Raw genomic sequence first — 17,137 nt, forward strand, 5'->3', positions numbered from 1 at the left:
ATTCGTTTTATTGAATTAAAACAACTAAAAGTAGAGTCAAACATCGGCTGGAGAGTTATTCGCTATCTTTCCAAAGAATGTGGCAAAACGGTGCATCTTTGTCTCGGCTAATTAAAATTTTCGCAAACAAGATATCTTGATTGTCGAATTCAAGTCCTACTAAGACTTGTACAAATAGCTCAGGTTCAATTTCGAGTGCAACAAAATCTTGCCACTGCTCGTCAGGCTCACCTTCTTCAATAAAGCCAAGCTCTTCTCTGTGCTCGTTAAAATCAGCAATATCTTGCTCGCTTAAATTATCAGGCGCTAATTCTAAAAAGATATCATAAGCCTGATGAGTTACTTCTTCTTCACTGTATAAGCGTGGACCAGCCATTCCTTAAACCTCTGCACATGTGTGTCGCTTTGAATCTAACTATGATAACAAACCTCTTTTGAGTTTTACCAAAAAAAAAGCCAGGTTGCCCTGACTTTTTTGTAATTAATAACAGATTTTACTCAGCACTTGCTGTGCCTTTTATTTTTTCGCGCATTGATTGCACTAACGTATAGAATAGAGGAACAAGCAAGGTACCAAAAATGGTTGCAGCTAACATCCCGAATAATACGGTAATACCGAGTGATATTCGACTCCCTGCTCCTGCGCCACTTGCAAACACCAGCGGTAATACGCCAAGTACAAACGACAGTGCCGTCATCAACACCGCTCTAAAACGTAATCTTGCCGCATTAAGAGCCGCTTCAAAAATACTTTTGCCTGCCGCGCGTTCTTCCATAGCAAATTCAACAATCAAAATAGCGGTTTTGGTGGATAGGCCAATCAGTAGCACTAAACCAACCTGCGCATAGATGTTGTTTTCCATGCCAATTACATACAGCGCAAGCATGGCACCAAATAATGCCAGCGGCACCGCTGCAATGACTGAGAACGGAATTGTCCAACTTTCGTATTGCGCAACCAAGAATAGATACACAAATACCACCGCTAAGCCAAACAAGATTGGCGCCATGTTACCCGCTTCAATCTCTTGTTTAGACTGCCCTGCCCACTCATATACATAGCCTGTAGGTAATTGCTCGGCCAGCTCTTGCATCGCTTTAATGGCATCACCACTGGCATACCCCGCCGCAGGTTGTCCGCTAATGCTTGCACTTCGGTATAAGTTAAAGTGCGTTAAGCTTGTTGGGCCCAGAATTGGCTCAAGTTTAGCCAATGTAGTGAGCGGCACCATTGCTCCCTCATCATTACGTACATAGTAGTATTGTAAGTCTGCAGGGTTTTGACGAAAACGGCTTTCCGCCTGCATGATAACGCGGTAAGTACGACTGAATTGGTTGAAGTCATTAATGTATAACGAGCCGAGTTGCGCCTGCAAGGTTAAGAAAATATCGCTAAGCGCGACCCCTTGAGCTTTTGCCTTATTACGGTCAATTTCAAGGAAATACTGTGGCACATTCGCTCTAAATGTACTGTAAACATTTGATAGCTCTGGGCGCTGGTTCGCTTCATAAATCAAACCATTTAATACTTGAGCAAGCTCAGCAGGCTCGCGCCCTTCACTGTCTTGTAACCTAAACTCAAAGCCAGCGCTTGTACCGAGCCCAGGTATTGAAGGCGGGTTAAAGGCCATGATTTGCGCATCTGGCATCGCCCAAAACTGCCCCATCAAGCGCGTTAGTACCGCACGTAAACCAAGCTCAGGGCTAGTTCGCTCTTCCCAGTCTTTAAGTACTACGATACCAAGCGCATTATTAGACCCCGCACCACCGAGTAATGAGAAACCAGAAACCGCAATAAAATCAGTTGCCGCTGGTTCATTTTTAACAATATCTCCCAGCTTATGCATCACATCTTGGGTACGGCCGCTTGCTGCGGCATCAGGTAATTGCACATCAACAAAAAGAAAGCCTTGGTCTTCTGCTGGTACAAAGCCTGTAGGCACTGTTTTTACCAACCAACCTGCAGCAGCAAAAATAACCACCGCAAACAGTGCCATTCTCGCTGTACGTTTGAGGATAAAGTTAATAACTTTACTGTAACCATTGGTTGAGCGGGTAATGATGTTTTCAAACGGGGCTAGCCATTTAATCGGCTTCATGGCTTTTTCACTTAACAATAAAGCACACAAAGCAGGGCTTAATGTCAGTGCATTTAAAGATGAAATGAGTACTGCAAATGAAATCGTCACCGAGAACTGTTTATAAAGCTCCCCAGTTATTCCCGGCATAAAGCCTACTGGCACAAACACCGCAAGCAAAACTAAGGTCGTTGCCACTATCGGCCCAGATACCTGCTCCATCGCTTTGGTAACCGCTTCTTTAATTGGCAGCTTTTCTTCTTTTAGTATTCGCTCAACGTTTTCAATAACGATAATGGCATCATCTACCACGATACCTATTGCAAGCACTAAGCCAAACAAGGTGATTAAGTTGATGGAGTAATCCATCATCATCATAAACGCGAAAGTCCCCACCAAAGATACCGGAATAGCCACCGTTGGAATGAGCGTAGCGCGCCAATTTTGTAAGAATAAAAATACCACTAAAATAACCAAGCCAACCGCTTGGACAAGGGTGACGACCACTTCATCAATCGAGCGATTGATGAACTCTGTGGTGTCATAAGGAATTGAGTACTCAACACCATCAGGTAACTGTTTAGCCAGCTCTGCCATACGTGCTTTTACATCGTTGGCAACTTGCGTCGCATTCGCTTCTGTTAGCTGATAAATAACTATAAATGCAGTGTCTTGCTGGTTTAACTTTGCTGTTGTGCTGTAGCTTGCTGCACCTAATTCAATACGGGCAATATCGTGCAGGCGCACAAAGTTACCATCTTTACTCGAGCGAATAATAGTTTGACCAAACTCTTCAGGGGTTTTTAAGCGCCCTTTTGCCTGAATCGAATATTCAAATTGCTGGCTCGGTGCTGAGGGGGCAGCCCCCAGCTTACCCGCTGCTACGATGGTATTTTGCTCTTGTAGCGCAGCTTGAACTTCTGAAACAGTTAAACCCAGTGATGCCATTCGATCTGGGCGTAACCACAAGCGCATTGAATAGGTTTGTTCACCCATTACCTCAGCTGATGCAACCCCATTAATACGGCCAAGAGGCTCGGTTAAGTAGTTGGTTGCATAGTTGCTTAAGAAAATAGCGTCGATATTTTCTTGATTCGAGTATAAGTTGATACCAAGTAACATCGAGCTCGATTTTTTCTTAACCGACACACCTTGCCGTTTAACCTCTTCAGGTAAGCCTGCTTCAGCAAGTGCCACACGGTTTTGCACATTAACTTGGGCAATATCTGTATCTGTGCCGACCTTAAAATAAACAGTTATGTTGGCCGTGCCATTATTAGACGATGTTGATTCGATGTACATCATATCTTCAACGCCATTAACTTGCTCTTCTATGGGCCGGATCACCGACTCTTCTACAATTTGCGCACTTGCACCTGGGTAACTAGCACTAATTTGTACTTGCGGAGGGGTAATTTGCGGATACATATTCACTGGCAGCAAGGCCATTGAAATTAAACCCGCAATGGTAATAACAATCGAAATTACCAAGGCAAATTTTGGGCGAGATATAAAAGTTTTACTGATCATATCTCACTCCTAAGAGTTAGCTTTGCTAGAAATAGTGCCGGTTGTTTCATCGACATTTTTTTCAACAGCTTTCACTTCAGCGCCTTGGCGTACCTTTTGTAAACCTTCAATAATGACTTTTTCACCAGCCTCTAAGCCTGACTCAACCACCCACATCGCATTAATACGTCGACCCAGTTTAACAATCCGCATAGCCACTTTGTTTTCGTCATCAACAACAAGCACAAACTTACCTTGCTGGTTTTCTTGTACCGCTACTTGAGGAATGAGTGCCAAGTCTTGTTTATTGGTGCTTTCAACGATCAAGGTGACAAATAAGCCCGGCATGACAATGCCATCTGGGTTATCAAAAGCGGCTCTAAGCTCAACCGTGCCTGTATTGCGGTTAATTTTGGTATCAGCAAAATCAAGTACGCCTTTATCAGGAAAGGTCGAGTTATTCGGTAAGCGTAAAGTTAAATCGATAGGCACATCTCGAGGGTCTTTATCTGACGGTGCTTGATGATTTTGGCGATAAGAGATGTAGTCAGCTTCTTCAACCTGAAAACTTACATAAATTGGGTCTACATCGGTCAGCTCCGCAAGCTCATTGGATGATGGCCCAACAATATTCCCCACATCATAGTTCACTTTACCAATACGCCCTGCAAACGGCGCACGAATTTCGGTATAACTTAGGTTAAGTTTTGCTTTTTCAAGTTCAGCTTCTGCGGCTTTAACAGCTGCGGTGGTTTGCTCAAAATTAGTGGTTAGTTTATCGAGGTCTGATTGTGAAATAAAACCTTGCGCAGCCACATCTTTGCCGCGTTTTAAATCACGTTCAGCGGCGCCTGCTGCGGCAATTTTACTTTTTAAATCAGCCTCAGCTTCTGACACAGTCGAGCGGTACTCAGATGGGTCAATACGCAGTAAGAGCTGATCTTTTTCAACCGATGAGCCTTCATTAAAGTGACGTTCAATAAGTTCCCCCTCAACACGGGCTCTAATCGCAACCTCTTGGAATGCTTCAGTACGCGCGACAAATTCTCGGTAATTACCAACTTCTTGTGTAACGACATTAAATACTGATACAGCCGGTGGCGGCGTAGCTTGTTGTTGTGCTTTATCATCTGAACAGCCAACCAATGTGGTTGTTAATGCGACAGAAATTGCAGCAAAAGCCAAAGAACGAGATGATTGTTTTGTTATGCGAGCTGTTTTGCGCATCAGCATATATTTACTCCTTGTAGCGCGACTTAAAGCTAAGTCTAGTCGTGTCATGGGATTTTGCGAAAGTATCTAACTAATCACAAAATCAAACTAGCGATGAACTAGCATCTTTGTTTTAAAAATATACACCAATTTGTAACTAAATATATGACAAGGTTACCCATTTTTGGAAAATATAATGATTCCTTGCGACACATCAGCAATTCTTTACTTAGTTGTAATTAACTCGTAAGCTCTAGCAAACAGGTCAGAGGAGTTACCATGATAAAACTAGAAATAAAACAACAAGTCGCATGGGTTAGCCTTGCTCGTCCAGAGAAACAAAATGCGCTCAGTTTTGCCATGTTTGTCGAGCTTTCAAACGTAATCAAAAAAATTAAACGTGATCGCAGCTTACGTGCGGTGGTTATCTCAGGCGAAGGCGAACACTTTTGCTCTGGACTGGATGTTGCTGCGGTGATGAAAAAGCCAAGCAATATCATCAAGCTTTTATTCAAGTGGTTACCAGGAAACCAAAATTTAGCGCAAAAAGTAGTGCTAGGTTGGCAAGACTTAAGTATTCCTGTGATTGCAAAAGTAACCGGACACTGCTTTGGTGGCGGTATGCAAATCGCACTCGGTGCTGATTACCGCATCGTCGATAAAAACGCTAAATTAGCGATCATGGAAGCTCGTTGGGGCTTATGCCCTGATATGGGGGCTAACGTGGTGCTTGCAGGTTTAATGAAGCGTGACCAAGAACTTTGGTTAGCAAGTCATGCTGGGCCAGTCTCTGCTGAAGATGCTAAAGAGTATGGCTTAGTTACACAGCTCACTGATGACGTTGATAAACAAACCGATGCCGTACTAGAAACGCTACTAGCGCGCTCGCCAGATACTCTGGCAGCAATTAAACGAATTACTCAGCAAAGCTACCGTTCACAGCAGCGTAAAATTCTCGCTAAAGAAACCTGGAGTCAAATTCGCTTACTGATGAACCCTAATACTAAAAAGGCGATTGCAAAGGCGAAAGGTGCAGAGGATATTCAATTTAATAATGCCAAATCATGGTAAGCTAAAGTCGCATAGTACAACTGACAAGGGTATGATGTAGTTGTACTTTATTCGCAATTATCCTGACTTATGAAATACCTTATCAGTAGTGTCATTATTCTTACCTGCTTAGCCGTTGCCAAGTTTTTAACGGCTTTGCTTGAAAGCTCTTTCCCTGCCCCATTACTCGGTATGGTGTTACTGCTCGTGCTACTATTAACGGGCCTCGTAAAAGAACAACATTTAAAACCAACAGCCAGCCCTTTACTTAATTACATGCCGTTGTTCTTCATCCCTGCAGGGGTTGGCATTATTGAGCACCTAGGTTTAATTTCGCAGAACTGGCCTTTATTACTGACTATTTTTATTGTCGTGCCGCTGAGTAGTGTTTTACTCATAGGCGCTGTTATCGCCTATTTTAAGGGCCGTGAAAATGACAGTTAGTTTATGTTGGCTCTGCGTTCCGTGCATTATTGCGCTTTTCTTAGTACTGCGTTTTTTAAACGCGAAAACCCAGCATGCCACTGCCAAAGCGCTTAGTAATCCTGTGTGCTGGGCAATTATATTAACTGCAGCCTTGTTAGTGACACTAAAGCTTCCTTATGAGCCTTTTGCCGAGCACAGTAAAGTTTTAAGCTGGTTGCTTGAGCCTGCCATTGTGGCATTGGCTCTACCGCTTTATCAGCAATTTATCCACGTAAAAAAGAACCTGCTGCTAATCCTCATAAGTTGCAGCTTAGGGGTGATCAATGCCACCTTGGTCGCCTCGCTAATATGCTATGTTTTTGCAGCCCCTGCACAGTTAAGCGCATCTTTAGCAAGTTTATCTGTAACAACCCCTATCACCTTGTTAGTGACAGAGTCGCTAGGCGGAATACCTTCTTTAGCGGCAGCCATGGTGATTTTTATTGGCGTACTTGGGGCTATATTTGGTAATTTGATTTTCTCGTTGATAAATATCCGCAACGCCCAAGCAAAAGGTGTTGCTATTGGTACCGCTTGCCATGCCATTGGCACAGCATCATTGATTAGTGATCAGCCAAAAGCTGGTGCCTTTGCTTCTGTGGCGATGGCATTAAGTGCGCTTCTCAGCGCTATAATAGTGCCGATACTTTATCCTGTTATTCAGCATGTTCTGGTATAGTCAGAATTCGCAGTAACCTTGTTAGGAAAACACATGATTGACTCAGAAATACAGCAAGTCGAAAAATACTACAATCTGATTATGGAATATTTGGTCACCTACAGTATGCAAATTTTAGGTGCCATCTTAATTCTATTTATTGGTTTATGGATTGCGCAAAAAGTATCGAATATGGTTGCTGGCCTCATGCAACGTCACAATATCGATATTACCCTCACCAACTTTGTTAGTAATGTCATCAAAGTATTGCTGATCATCATGTTCTTGGTTATTGCCCTTGGCAAAATTGGTATAAGCGTGACCCCATTTGTTGCTGCCATTGGTGCTGCATCTTTAGGTGCTGGTTTAGCAATGCAAGGCATGCTTTCAAACTATGGTGCGGGCCTTGCTATCATTGCAACAAGGCCATTTGTTGTTGGCGATACTATTGAAGTAAAAGGCGTTAGTGGGCAAGTTAAAACCATTGAGCTTGGTCACACAATTTTGATTAACGAAGAAAAAGTCGAAATCACCATTCCTAACAAACATATTGTTGGTGAGATTTTACATAACTCGTTTAGCTATTCATTAGTTAAAGGTGAAATTGACATCGCCTATGATGCCAATGCAGATCTCGCTATTGAGCTTATCGAAAAAGTGTTAGACGAGCATGAGCTAGTTAGTGACTCTCCTCATGCACAAGTCGGTATTGAGCGCTTTGCTGAGAGCGGTGTTACCTTGAGCTATCGCTTTTGGGTGCCAACCACCAAAATTATTGAGACCAAATTAGCGGTGAACCGCAATGTATTTAAAGCAATTCAAGGAGCGGATATCGAAATTCCTTTCCCACAACGAATTGTTACCCTCAACCAAACTAATGATAAAGGCGCTTAAAGCGCCTTTTTTACAGCTCGTCGACAGAGATTGTGTTTGTTCAAAAGATTGTAGTACAATTTAAATGATAACAATTACTATCATCAATTAACGTCGGGCTATTTTTACCATGAGTAAACGTCTTTGGTTCCAACTACATGGTTGGTTTTCGCTCCCAGTATGGGTGCTATTTTGCTTTATTTGCGTCACAGGTACTGTGTCGGTTATAAGCCATGAGCTTACTTGGCTGACCAACAGTGAAGCACGTGCAAACAACCCAAATGATTTACCAGCACTTGGTGTTGATCAAGTTATTAATAGCGTTGAAAAAGCCTACCCGACTGCCGATGTAATGAGTGTACTCACTTATGAGCCTTACTTGGTTAATGCGGTTATTTTCACTGATACCGACAAACCTTATGCTGTGGCTTACGTCAATCAATACACCGGCGAAGTTCAAGCGGTTAATGACACTATCTCATTCATTGAATTTATGCGTACCCTACACGGCTGGCTATTCTTCCCTTGGCAAGAAGGTTACAGCGTAGGTTACTACCTCGTCAGCGCTATGGCTTTTGTTATTTTAGGTGCACTAGTAACTGGTTTAGTGATTTATAAAAACTTTTGGCGCGCATTTAGTCAGCCAAAACTACGTTTTAACCAAGGTAAAAAAACCTTTCTAAAAGATTTACATACCCTAAGTGGCGTTTGGTCAATTTGGTTTATGGCAGTAATGGCACTAACAGGCCTGTGGTATTTGGTGCAAGCCATCATGTGGCATAACGAAATAGACATAGAAGAGCATGCACCGCTAGTGGCGGTTTCAACTTTGCCTGCGAATAAACAAACACCACCAACCGATTTAAAAGCAGCACTGGCTATTACCAAAGAGAAATTCCCAGATTTCAAACCTAGCTATGTGATGCTGCCAGAGCATAACCGCGGCATGTTTAATATCATGGGCAGTGGCGATACTATTTTCTACGATAACTACGCTTACTCAACTTCAATCAATCCTTGGACAGGTGAAATTGCAGCAAGTAAAAGCCCAGAAACTATGTCGGGACTACTCACCCTTTCACATATCGCCGATCCGCTGCATTACGGTAACATTGGCGGTCTGTGGACAAAGGTTATTTGGTTTATCTTTGGTTTAATTTTAAGTGGTATGTCGATCACTGGCTTTATGATGTATGCCGCTAAATTAGTTAATAACAAACCTGTAAATGCGCGCCAAACAGCGCCCGTAAATAACGTTCAGGAGGCAAACTAATGGCTCGTTTACAAGCAACTTGGTGGCAGCGTAAAAAGTATATTTTACATGCTGTGGTACTGGCTTTGCCTGTGTGGTTTATTTATCAGTCATTAAACCCTCAGTTTCCTGCACTTTGGCAAGAGCAACAAGCGGGCGAATTTAAAATAGCTCCAATGCCGCTTAATGAAGATGCCCCGTACTCACACCACAATGAGTATGTGAAAGATTTCTTTATCGCCTTTAATCAAGGTGACATAAGCAATGTTCGTCAGGCGTATTTAAACATTGGCCAAGCGCCTTTAGCACTAACGGAGTTTGCTAAAGATGAAGAAGGCATAATGCATGGCACCAATCATGGTCAGCACGCCCACGCGATAGCTCCTAAAACCATCTCAGCAGATGATAAACTGTGGATCACAATACAAACTTGGCAAGGCCAACTGCATACCCTCAAATGGGATATTCCCAGCCAGTTTATTACTCAATAACATCCGAAAAGCCACTCACTGAGTGGCTTTTTTGTATCTCAGCTAAACACTAAACTCCCTTCCAAAATAGTTAAAGGTAAAATTTTTGTTAATTATTTTTACCGATCACCTTTACAAAAGTAATAATATAATAAAGTATTATAAATAGTTTTCATTTGCACCAATGCTCTTAATTGAGTTATTAGCTGTAGATCAAAACTCATCCAAGGAGCAGAACACACAAGGAAAGCTCAATAACAATGATTTGGAGACACAATGATACTTTCAAAAAAAGCCCTAGCTGCGCTCAGCTTGGCAGCAACCCTCATACTTCCCAATGCTTATGCGATTGATAATGGCGTATACACCATTAAATCAAAGTACAGTGCTAAGTTTGTTGAAGTAGCCAGCGCGCAAACCAACGATGGTGCAAATGTTAGTCAGTGGGCTGACACTAATCACGACACCCAGCGCTGGTTAATCACCAACATAGGTGGCAGCAACTATTCGGTTATTAACTTAAATAGTGGTAAAGCCCTAGAGGTGTTTGACTTCTCGACTGCCGATGGCGGCAATGTGGTGCAATATGAGTACGCTAATCTTGCCAGCCAACACTGGCAAATAAATGATGAAGGTAGCGGCTATTACAGCTTCATTAACGATCACAGTGGTAAGGCACTCGACCTTTATGCTTTTGATGGCAACGATGGCGCGAATATTAGCCAGTGGAGCTACAACGGCAGCGATGCACAGCAGTGGCAGCTAACCAAGCTTGCTAATGTTGAATCAACCCCTTGGGATCCATCCAAAACCAATGGCGCTGCAGATCACTGGCCACTTACTGGTAATTTAGTCACCCACGATCCAACCCTTGGCTATGAAAATGGCACTTGGTGGGTTTTTCAAACAGGCCCTGGTATCTACGGTAAATATTCAAGTAACGGTGTAGATTGGAATGATGCCCTACCAATTTTCTCAAATGGTTTAAGCTGGTGGAGTAACTATGTGCCAGATCATGATGGAATTGATGTCTGGGCGCCTGAATTAAAAAGCTACAATGGTCGTAGCTGGCTTTATTATTCGATTTCGACCTTTGGTTCACGTGTTAGCGCTATTGGCCTTACCTCAGCAAGTAGTGTAGCAGCCGGTGACTGGCGTGATGATGGTTTAGTAATAAACACGACCAATAGCAATAATTATAACGCCATTGACCCCGATCTCGTGGTAGCAAAAGATGGTGCACCTTGGCTTGCCTTTGGCTCATGGAATTCGGGTATTAAACTAATGCGAATTAACCCTATGACCATGAAACCATTTGGCCAAATCTACTCTTTAGCAAGTCGCTCAGGTGGTATCGAAGCACCTACCATAGTGTATCGCCAAGGTTACTACTATTTGTTTGTGTCGGTTGGCAAATGCTGTGACGGCACGAATAGCACTTACCGCATTGCGTACGGGCGCTCTACTGACATCCGTGGTCCATACCTAGATAAAAATGGCACCGACATGCTAGCTAGCGGCGGTAGCATTCTTGATGCGGGTAATAGCCAATGGGTAGGTCCAGGTGGACAAGACATTTTAAATACCGATGTGATTGTTCGTCATGCCTATGATGCAGGTGATAATGGCACCCCTAAATTGCTCATCAGCACCCTGAATTGGGATGCGAATGGTTGGCCTAAATACTAGTTCTCCCCACTAAGCGCGTGCAAGCGCGCTTTGTACAATCTATCTAATATACTGCGAATAAAGTCAGAGTTGAGTATCTGAGTTACTGCCCCGCTACACCATAAATAGGCACGTTGAATCGGATAACCTTTAAAAATCCAACGCTTACGAACATGATTAAAGTCGTGCAAATAATCCGCCTTTGCTTGCGGTAACGAGTCTTTGGCTAACTTATGCCATGCTTTATAAACCCCACTCATATCGGCACCACGCATAAAACGCTGTAACCAGCGCGGAAAGCGTGCAAAACGAATCGCTGACTGAAAATCAATAATGTAAGGCTTGCCATCTGTCGAACAAATCACATTTCCCAAATTACGTAAATCGAGGTGCACCACCCCGCGGCGATGCATTTTTGCTACCAAACGCTCAAATTCTTTAAAGAACTCACTCGGTAAATGCTGCTGTTGCAAGGCAAGCTGGCGAAGTGGCGTGCCTTCAATAAAATCATAAGCAATGGCAATCGATGACAAGCGGCAAAAGTTATCAACCACTCCGTCTACGTCTTGCAGGCGTGCCAGCCCCTTGTACTCTTGATTGATAAAAAGCGGCGCGATGGTTTTTCTCATCCACCATGGGCTGTGCTGAAAATCTTTAATAATTAGATCAAATTTCGCGTCTTTATAACGATAAACAATGGCATTGGCAAAGCGGCCTGTGTGAACAACCGACAAACCTTCTGGGCTAAATTGATGAGCTGGAAATTGAGCGTGAAGCTGCGCAAGCAAAGATGATTCAAACATAACAACCCGGACTTGTTAAAATTAAATGCCTAGGCAACCATATTATCAAAATGCGTCTACAGCGACAATGTACCGCTTAGAGAAATTTATGCTTTTAAATTATGAATTGCTCTAAACAATAAGCTTGCGAGTTGCTCTTGCTCATCATCAGAGAAGCCTGTGAGTGCTTTGCGATAGATATCATTTACAGTGGGTAAAATTTCTGGGTAAAGCTGTTGGCCTTTTTCTGTGAGGCATAAAAGAGTTGAACGGCGATCTTCAACTGACTGCTTTTTTGCAACTAAGCCCTTGTCTTCTAAACGAGAAAGTAATCGACTCATGGCACCACGGTCATACACCATGTGCTCACAAAGCTCAGCCAAGGTATTTACTTTACCGCGCGCAAGTAGCACAACCACAATGTACTGAGCCGACGTTAGCTCTTTATCCTCTAAAGCATCATCAAGATGAGTCACCAGATTTGAGCGTAAATAAGAGACTAAGCGACCTAAGTCTTGCACGGGATCTAAATCTTCAATGCAGCACTGGCCAATTGATGCAGGTTCTTTCATATTTCCTCTAAAGCGATGAATAGCAATTCATAGACAGTTAATCAGCAAAATAATTCAATCCTATTAGATTGCTTCAACGGCTATGAATAGTGTAGCGTGAAGAAGCGTACTAACTGTCGGGGGCGTTATGCTAACTAAACAACATATTATCAAGTATTTATCTCTTACAATACTGCTACTTCTTTGTTGGCTAGAGCATTATAATCATTTCATTATGCGCTTTATCGACAGCGCCCTTGTACAATCAACCCTAGTGTATGCTTCTTCTCGTACAGTTAATGCTGCTATATCGCTATTGCAATCAGCCGAAGTGGGCATTGGTATTGCGAGTATTCAACCGGCACAACTACTCGACCCAGTAAATGACCTAGCTGAATACATGTCGGATGCTATGCGCCTTGCAATAGGCTCGTTATTTTTACAGCGCATTTTATACACCATTTCTTCTGGGGTTATTTTTAGTGGTGTTTTTACTGTTTCGGTCGTCGCTTACTTTATATGTGAATGGCGTAACTATTTTCCTAACTTACGTCATAAGATTATGGCGAGCTTAATTTTAATTCGCTTTTTAGTGCCTGCTGTGGTGCTTACAACAGGCCTTGTTAGTCAAATATTCTTAGATGAGCAAATAAACCAGCAAAGTGAACTGGTGAGCGAAAAAGTCGAGACGGTGAATAGCAGTGCAAATAATACCTCTGCCCTATCTGCCAAGCTAAAGGCCGAGGTCGATAGTGAAAAACAAACCATCTTCGACAAGCTCTCGCTATTAAATGAGCAGCAGATAAAAAACCACCAGCAAGCGACAGAACTCAAAGTTAAGCTGGCTGAGGTTGATAGCCAAATAGAAGCGATTCAAGCAACTCGCAGCTTGTCTGAGCGACTGACCTTTACTGAGCTTGAACAAGCCAAGCCATTACTTGATAAAAAGCAGCAATTAACAGCGCAGTTTAATGCAGTACTAAACCAGCAAAGACAGCTGAATCTTGACAAAGACGCCTTAAACGAACAACTAGAAAACCTTAACGCATCACTCAATCAAGACCAATCGTCTCAAGTGAGTAAAATTATAGACACCGTCACCTCTGGCATTAGCAATATGGTAGCTGCCGTCGAAGACTTATTTATCGACTTTTTGAATATCTTGTCACTGCTGATTTTAAAACTGTTATTAATGCCGTTGATTTTTTTATACCTGTTCAACAAAGCTTTTAAGGCCATTTGGCAGCGCCGCTTTATGGATGTGGTAATACAAACAAAGCAACTGGCTGTTAATCGCTGATATTTCAGCTAAAGTTATAAACCTAACTCGTTTTTAAAGGATATAAGTATGACTGAGCAACGCCATAACCACATTCCCCAAGAAGCTTTCGATTGGTACGATGAATACGCCCATGGCTTGATGGACCGCCGTACCTTTATGAAAAAGCTAGGTGGCTTAGTCGCTCTTGGTTATTCAATGGCAATGCTAAGTAGCGCTTTACTGCCAAACTATGCATTAGCTGAGCAAGTGTCCTTTAATGACCCTGATATCAAAGCCAGCTATAAAACCTTTGACTCGTTTAAAGGCCATGGCGAAGGTAAAGGTTATTTAGTCGAACCCGCTAACTTAACGGGTAAGCACCCATTAGTGTTAGTGATCCACGAAAACAGAGGCTTAAACCCTTATATTAAAGATGTTGCTCGCCGCCTTGCCAAAGCTGGATTTATTGCCTTTGCGCCAGATGCATTACACCCTCTTGGTGGCTATCCTGGTAATGACGATGAAGGTCGCGCAATGCAGCGCTCTATGGATAAAGAAAAAATCCAACAAGACTTTATTGCCGCAGCTGAATACATAAAAAGACACCCAAATAGTAATGGCAAACTCGGTGCGGTAGGCTTTTGCTTTGGTGGTTATATAGTCAACTACCTAGCAGCAGTTGATAGCAAATTAATTAATGCGGGCGTGCCCTATTACGGCACTCCTGCCGTTAAAGAACTCAGACAAAATATAAAAGCCCCGCTACTTGTACACTTAGCTGAATTTGATAACCGCGTTAATGCAACTTGGCCAGAATACGAGAGCGACTTAAAAGCGCATCAAGTGCCTTACACTATGCATATGTATGAAAAGGCAAACCATGGCTTTCATAACGACTCTACCTCTCGTTATGATGAAAAACAGGCAGAGCTTTCATGGCAGCGCACATTGGCGTTTTTCAATGAGCAATTGATTTAAACAAAGCAATTTCATACACTCTCGAAAAAATTTTAGGCTAGAAAAAAGATGGAATCGCAAGTCAGTTATCGCTTTGACTCACAGCAAACCGCCAATCGGTTTTTAAACAAGCTTAAGCATTGGTCAGTGGCTAAAGTCACTGCGACCCTTTGCCAAGGTGGTTTTGGCGTAAAAATACGCTACGAAGTCGATACCAGTGGTTTTGATTACACCCTTTCGGAGCTTGATGATTTAGCGATGCAACACGAAGGCGAAGAGATTTAATACTCATTTTCTAGACATAAAAAACGGCTAACCTTGGTTAGCCGTTTTTATTAAAGCTGTGCTAATAAAGCCCTACTTATAAATCAAAGCTGCGAGAAATTGACGCAACGATTCGCTCATCTGCATATTCAGAATCAATGCTGGTATTTTCACCTGCAATTTCAATATCAAAGCCCGCATAGCTCGTTTGATACGCTAAACGATAATGCTTGTATGACTTATCACTGCCATCCCAGCTAAACTTATCGCCATCTAATGAGTTAGAAACATCAAAACTAGCACGAAAAGCATGATTTGGTGCAACTTCAAATGTGTGAGCGACCATGTAAATTAAATGGCCTGCACCGGTGCCAAAATAATCCCAGCTATACCACAAGTTAAATTCTACTTGGCCTATACTGCTGTCGTAACCAAATTTCGAATACACCTCTGGATAATTACCATCGCTCGAGTGATCTTCACCATGATACGAGTAGTAGGCAATACCATAATCAACACTAAGAGCATCGGTTAACTCAGCATAGTTACCAAAGTACACATCCCACTCGATGTCGGTGCCTTCGCCAAAATCTACATTTGAAGCCCACGTACCTACATACATACCTGAATCTGCAAAGGCATAATCTAAGCTACCCTGAATCGCGGGGTCATTCATGGTTTGGCTTACACCATTGAAGGTGTAATCCGATGCCAATGTAACCGTAGTCGATAAGTCAGCCATGGCTGATGTCGACAGTAATGCCAATGGCAACGCTGCTGCTAATACTGTTTGTCTTGTTGTCATGTTGGTTTCCCTTAGCTAACTGTTTCTATTTTTGTGTAATCTAATTTATTGTCTTTTGGTGAACCTTCGATATTTTTCACTGTTTTTAATTTGCTGTAGCCAATAAACGCAGCACAGCCGAAAAATAACGCGATAACGAGCGCACCAACCCATTGGATCTGTAAAAAGTCGAACTTAAACAGCAGGGTTAGCAATGAAAGCGCCACCACATTTAAGGCAATATAATTAAACTTACCTAAACGTTTCACCGTTAAGTTTAGGTTATCTGTGTATAAACGGATCAAAGAATCAAGTGAGTTGATCACAAACACCACACCAACAAACACCATAGCGATGTTTTTCAGGCCTGCTGTTGCAATACCCGCTTCATGATATTGATACAAAACACTAAACCAGATAGCGATTGGAATAGACGGGAAAATCAACATAGCCGCCAGCACTTGGTAAGTTTTTAAGCCACCCACAAAGCGCGAAGTAAATTGACCAATCATGATGCTCCAAGCAAACCACCAAAACAGGTAGAAGGCATGGTAATCATTTAGTGGTAATACAAACTCATTGATGTTGCCAAAGTAACCACCGATCAACGTAAGGTTATCAACAAATGCTGATGTTTGTGCATCAGAACCTACAAAGGCACCGAACCACATAAATGCGATTAAAGCGATAAACAACCAAGTAGTAGAAATACTTAAAAAGCGTACATACTTAATGTCTGTGCTCGAATACACAGCAAAACAAATCGCTGCAAACACCATTAAGTAGAATGTCGGAATAATTGACTCACCATCACCAAGCGACGGCAAATACCAAGGTAAATTCGACAGCAGTAAAAATGCAGTAAATGCGCATGTACCAATAATAACGATGTTATTAATTAGTCTTACCCAAGCAATTTCAAAGAACTTTACTTTGGGTTCTATTACGCAGAAATAAAAGCACGTAAGGAAATAAAATCCCCAGATCAAGAAGCCCCAAAAACCAAACTCGATGGCTAATGGATTGGCAAACGCATACTCTGGGCTTGCTTTTATGTCTGCATAACCTGCAAACTCTGTCAGTGGAAACATAATCAAGCCAACATCTAGGCCCGATGTAAATAAAATTGCAATAAACGTAAACGTTCTAACCGGTGTGACGCCAACACACCTAACCGTACCCCATTTAAATAAAATAACTGCAATTGCTAACAGGGTAAAAATGATGCCAGCACTAAGCCAAAAGGTCATAGTTACCCCCCCAAAATAAGTAATAATACTTCATTGTTTCTCCAGTTTTATTC

The 17,137-nt window shown here is 42.4% G+C and carries 17 protein-coding genes; 10 read left to right on the top strand and 7 right to left on the bottom strand.

The genetic code is table 11. The features are described from left to right. Nucleotides 1–55: 55 nt before the first annotated feature. From WA256_RS04440 to WA256_RS04450, 3 genes are all read right to left on the bottom strand, one after another. The gene (locus tag WA256_RS04440) at nt 56–376 is read right to left on the bottom strand and encodes an HI1450 family dsDNA-mimic protein (protein WP_054554325.1); all 321 of its coding nucleotides are present in this window, start codon (nt 374–376) and stop codon (nt 56–58) included. A gap of 118 nt (nt 377–494) precedes the next feature. After that, complete coding sequence (locus WA256_RS04445) at nt 495–3,608, bottom strand: efflux RND transporter permease subunit (RefSeq protein ID WP_062566747.1); 3,114 nt, start codon at nt 3,606–3,608, stop codon at nt 495–497. A 9-nt stretch (nt 3,609–3,617) separates the two neighbouring features. After that, a complete protein-coding gene (locus tag WA256_RS04450; RefSeq protein WP_240701474.1) occupies nt 3,618–4,820 on the bottom strand; it encodes an efflux RND transporter periplasmic adaptor subunit in 1,203 nt (400 codons plus the stop codon). A gap of 258 nt (nt 4,821–5,078) precedes the next feature. Here WA256_RS04450 and WA256_RS04455 point away from each other — a divergent pair, with 258 nt between their 5' ends. The 7 genes from WA256_RS04455 (at nt 5,079) to WA256_RS04485 (ending at nt 11,256) form a co-directional block, all read left to right on the top strand. After that, a complete protein-coding gene (locus tag WA256_RS04455; protein WP_335989251.1) occupies nt 5,079–5,870 on the top strand; it encodes a crotonase/enoyl-CoA hydratase family protein in 792 nt (263 codons plus the stop codon). 69 nt (nt 5,871–5,939) lie between these two features. After that, entirely contained in the window at nt 5,940–6,293 is a 354-nt protein-coding gene (locus tag WA256_RS04460; RefSeq protein ID WP_063529212.1) for a CidA/LrgA family protein, read from the top strand. Continuing rightward, entirely contained in the window at nt 6,283–6,993 is a 711-nt protein-coding gene (locus tag WA256_RS04465) for an LrgB family protein (RefSeq protein WP_335989254.1), read from the top strand. The genes WA256_RS04460 and WA256_RS04465 overlap by 11 nt, the downstream gene beginning before the upstream one ends. A gap of 33 nt (nt 6,994–7,026) precedes the next feature. Next, entirely contained in the window at nt 7,027–7,866 is an 840-nt protein-coding gene (locus WA256_RS04470; RefSeq protein WP_054562265.1) for a mechanosensitive ion channel family protein, read from the top strand. A 100-nt stretch (nt 7,867–7,966) separates the two neighbouring features. Then, nucleotides 7,967–9,118 carry a PepSY-associated TM helix domain-containing protein gene (locus WA256_RS04475; RefSeq protein WP_269408354.1) on the top strand — a complete coding sequence of 384 codons (1,152 nt, stop codon included), beginning with the start codon at nt 7,967–7,969 and terminating at the stop codon, nt 9,116–9,118. Next, a complete protein-coding gene (locus WA256_RS04480; RefSeq protein WP_063529209.1) occupies nt 9,118–9,588 on the top strand; it encodes a hypothetical protein in 471 nt (156 codons plus the stop codon). Before WA256_RS04475 ends, WA256_RS04480 begins: the two co-directional genes overlap by 1 nt. Before the next feature lie 255 nt (nt 9,589–9,843). After that, nucleotides 9,844–11,256, top strand: coding sequence for a family 43 glycosylhydrolase (locus tag WA256_RS04485; RefSeq protein ID WP_335989258.1), 1,413 nt, complete (start codon nt 9,844–9,846; stop codon nt 11,254–11,256). Here WA256_RS04485 and WA256_RS04490 read toward each other — a convergent pair. Both WA256_RS04490 and WA256_RS04495 read right to left on the bottom strand, forming a co-directional pair. Further along, the gene (locus WA256_RS04490; RefSeq protein WP_335989260.1) at nt 11,253–12,038 is read right to left on the bottom strand and encodes an RIO1 family regulatory kinase/ATPase domain-containing protein; all 786 of its coding nucleotides are present in this window, start codon (nt 12,036–12,038) and stop codon (nt 11,253–11,255) included. The genes WA256_RS04485 and WA256_RS04490 overlap by 4 nt on opposite strands. Before the next feature lie 86 nt (nt 12,039–12,124). Continuing rightward, nucleotides 12,125–12,589, bottom strand: a complete 465-nt coding sequence (locus WA256_RS04495; RefSeq protein ID WP_054562270.1) for a MarR family winged helix-turn-helix transcriptional regulator — start codon at nt 12,587–12,589, stop codon at nt 12,125–12,127. A gap of 127 nt (nt 12,590–12,716) precedes the next feature. Between WA256_RS04495 and WA256_RS04500 the strand changes: the two genes are divergently transcribed. Genes WA256_RS04500 through WA256_RS04510 form a run of 3 tightly spaced genes read left to right on the top strand, consistent with a single transcriptional unit; the run spans nt 12,717 to nt 15,071 of the window. Continuing rightward, nucleotides 12,717–13,868 (top strand): hypothetical protein, encoded by a 1,152-nt coding sequence (locus WA256_RS04500; protein WP_335989263.1) that lies wholly within the window; start codon nt 12,717–12,719, stop codon nt 13,866–13,868. A 48-nt stretch (nt 13,869–13,916) separates the two neighbouring features. Next, nucleotides 13,917–14,807: a dienelactone hydrolase family protein gene (locus WA256_RS04505; RefSeq protein ID WP_105175287.1), complete on the top strand. Its 891-nt coding sequence runs from the start codon at nt 13,917–13,919 to the stop codon at nt 14,805–14,807. 48 nt (nt 14,808–14,855) lie between these two features. Then, nucleotides 14,856–15,071 carry a hypothetical protein gene (locus tag WA256_RS04510; RefSeq protein WP_335989266.1) on the top strand — a complete coding sequence of 72 codons (216 nt, stop codon included), beginning with the start codon at nt 14,856–14,858 and terminating at the stop codon, nt 15,069–15,071. 76 nt (nt 15,072–15,147) lie between these two features. On the opposite strand, the gene WA256_RS04515 is transcribed toward WA256_RS04510, so the two are convergent. Beyond that, a complete protein-coding gene (locus tag WA256_RS04515; protein ID WP_063706362.1) occupies nt 15,148–15,855 on the bottom strand; it encodes a TorF family putative porin in 708 nt (235 codons plus the stop codon). Nucleotides 15,856–15,866: 11 nt separating this feature from the next. Further along, a complete protein-coding gene (locus tag WA256_RS04520) occupies nt 15,867–17,084 on the bottom strand; it encodes a hypothetical protein (protein ID WP_063706359.1) in 1,218 nt (405 codons plus the stop codon). Nucleotides 17,085–17,137: the final 53 nt, after the last annotated feature.

The sequence above is a fragment of the Pseudoalteromonas sp. CH_XMU1449-3 genome (genome assembly GCF_037027245.1).
GTDB classification, from domain to species: Bacteria; Pseudomonadota; Gammaproteobacteria; order Enterobacterales; family Alteromonadaceae; genus Pseudoalteromonas; species Pseudoalteromonas shioyasakiensis.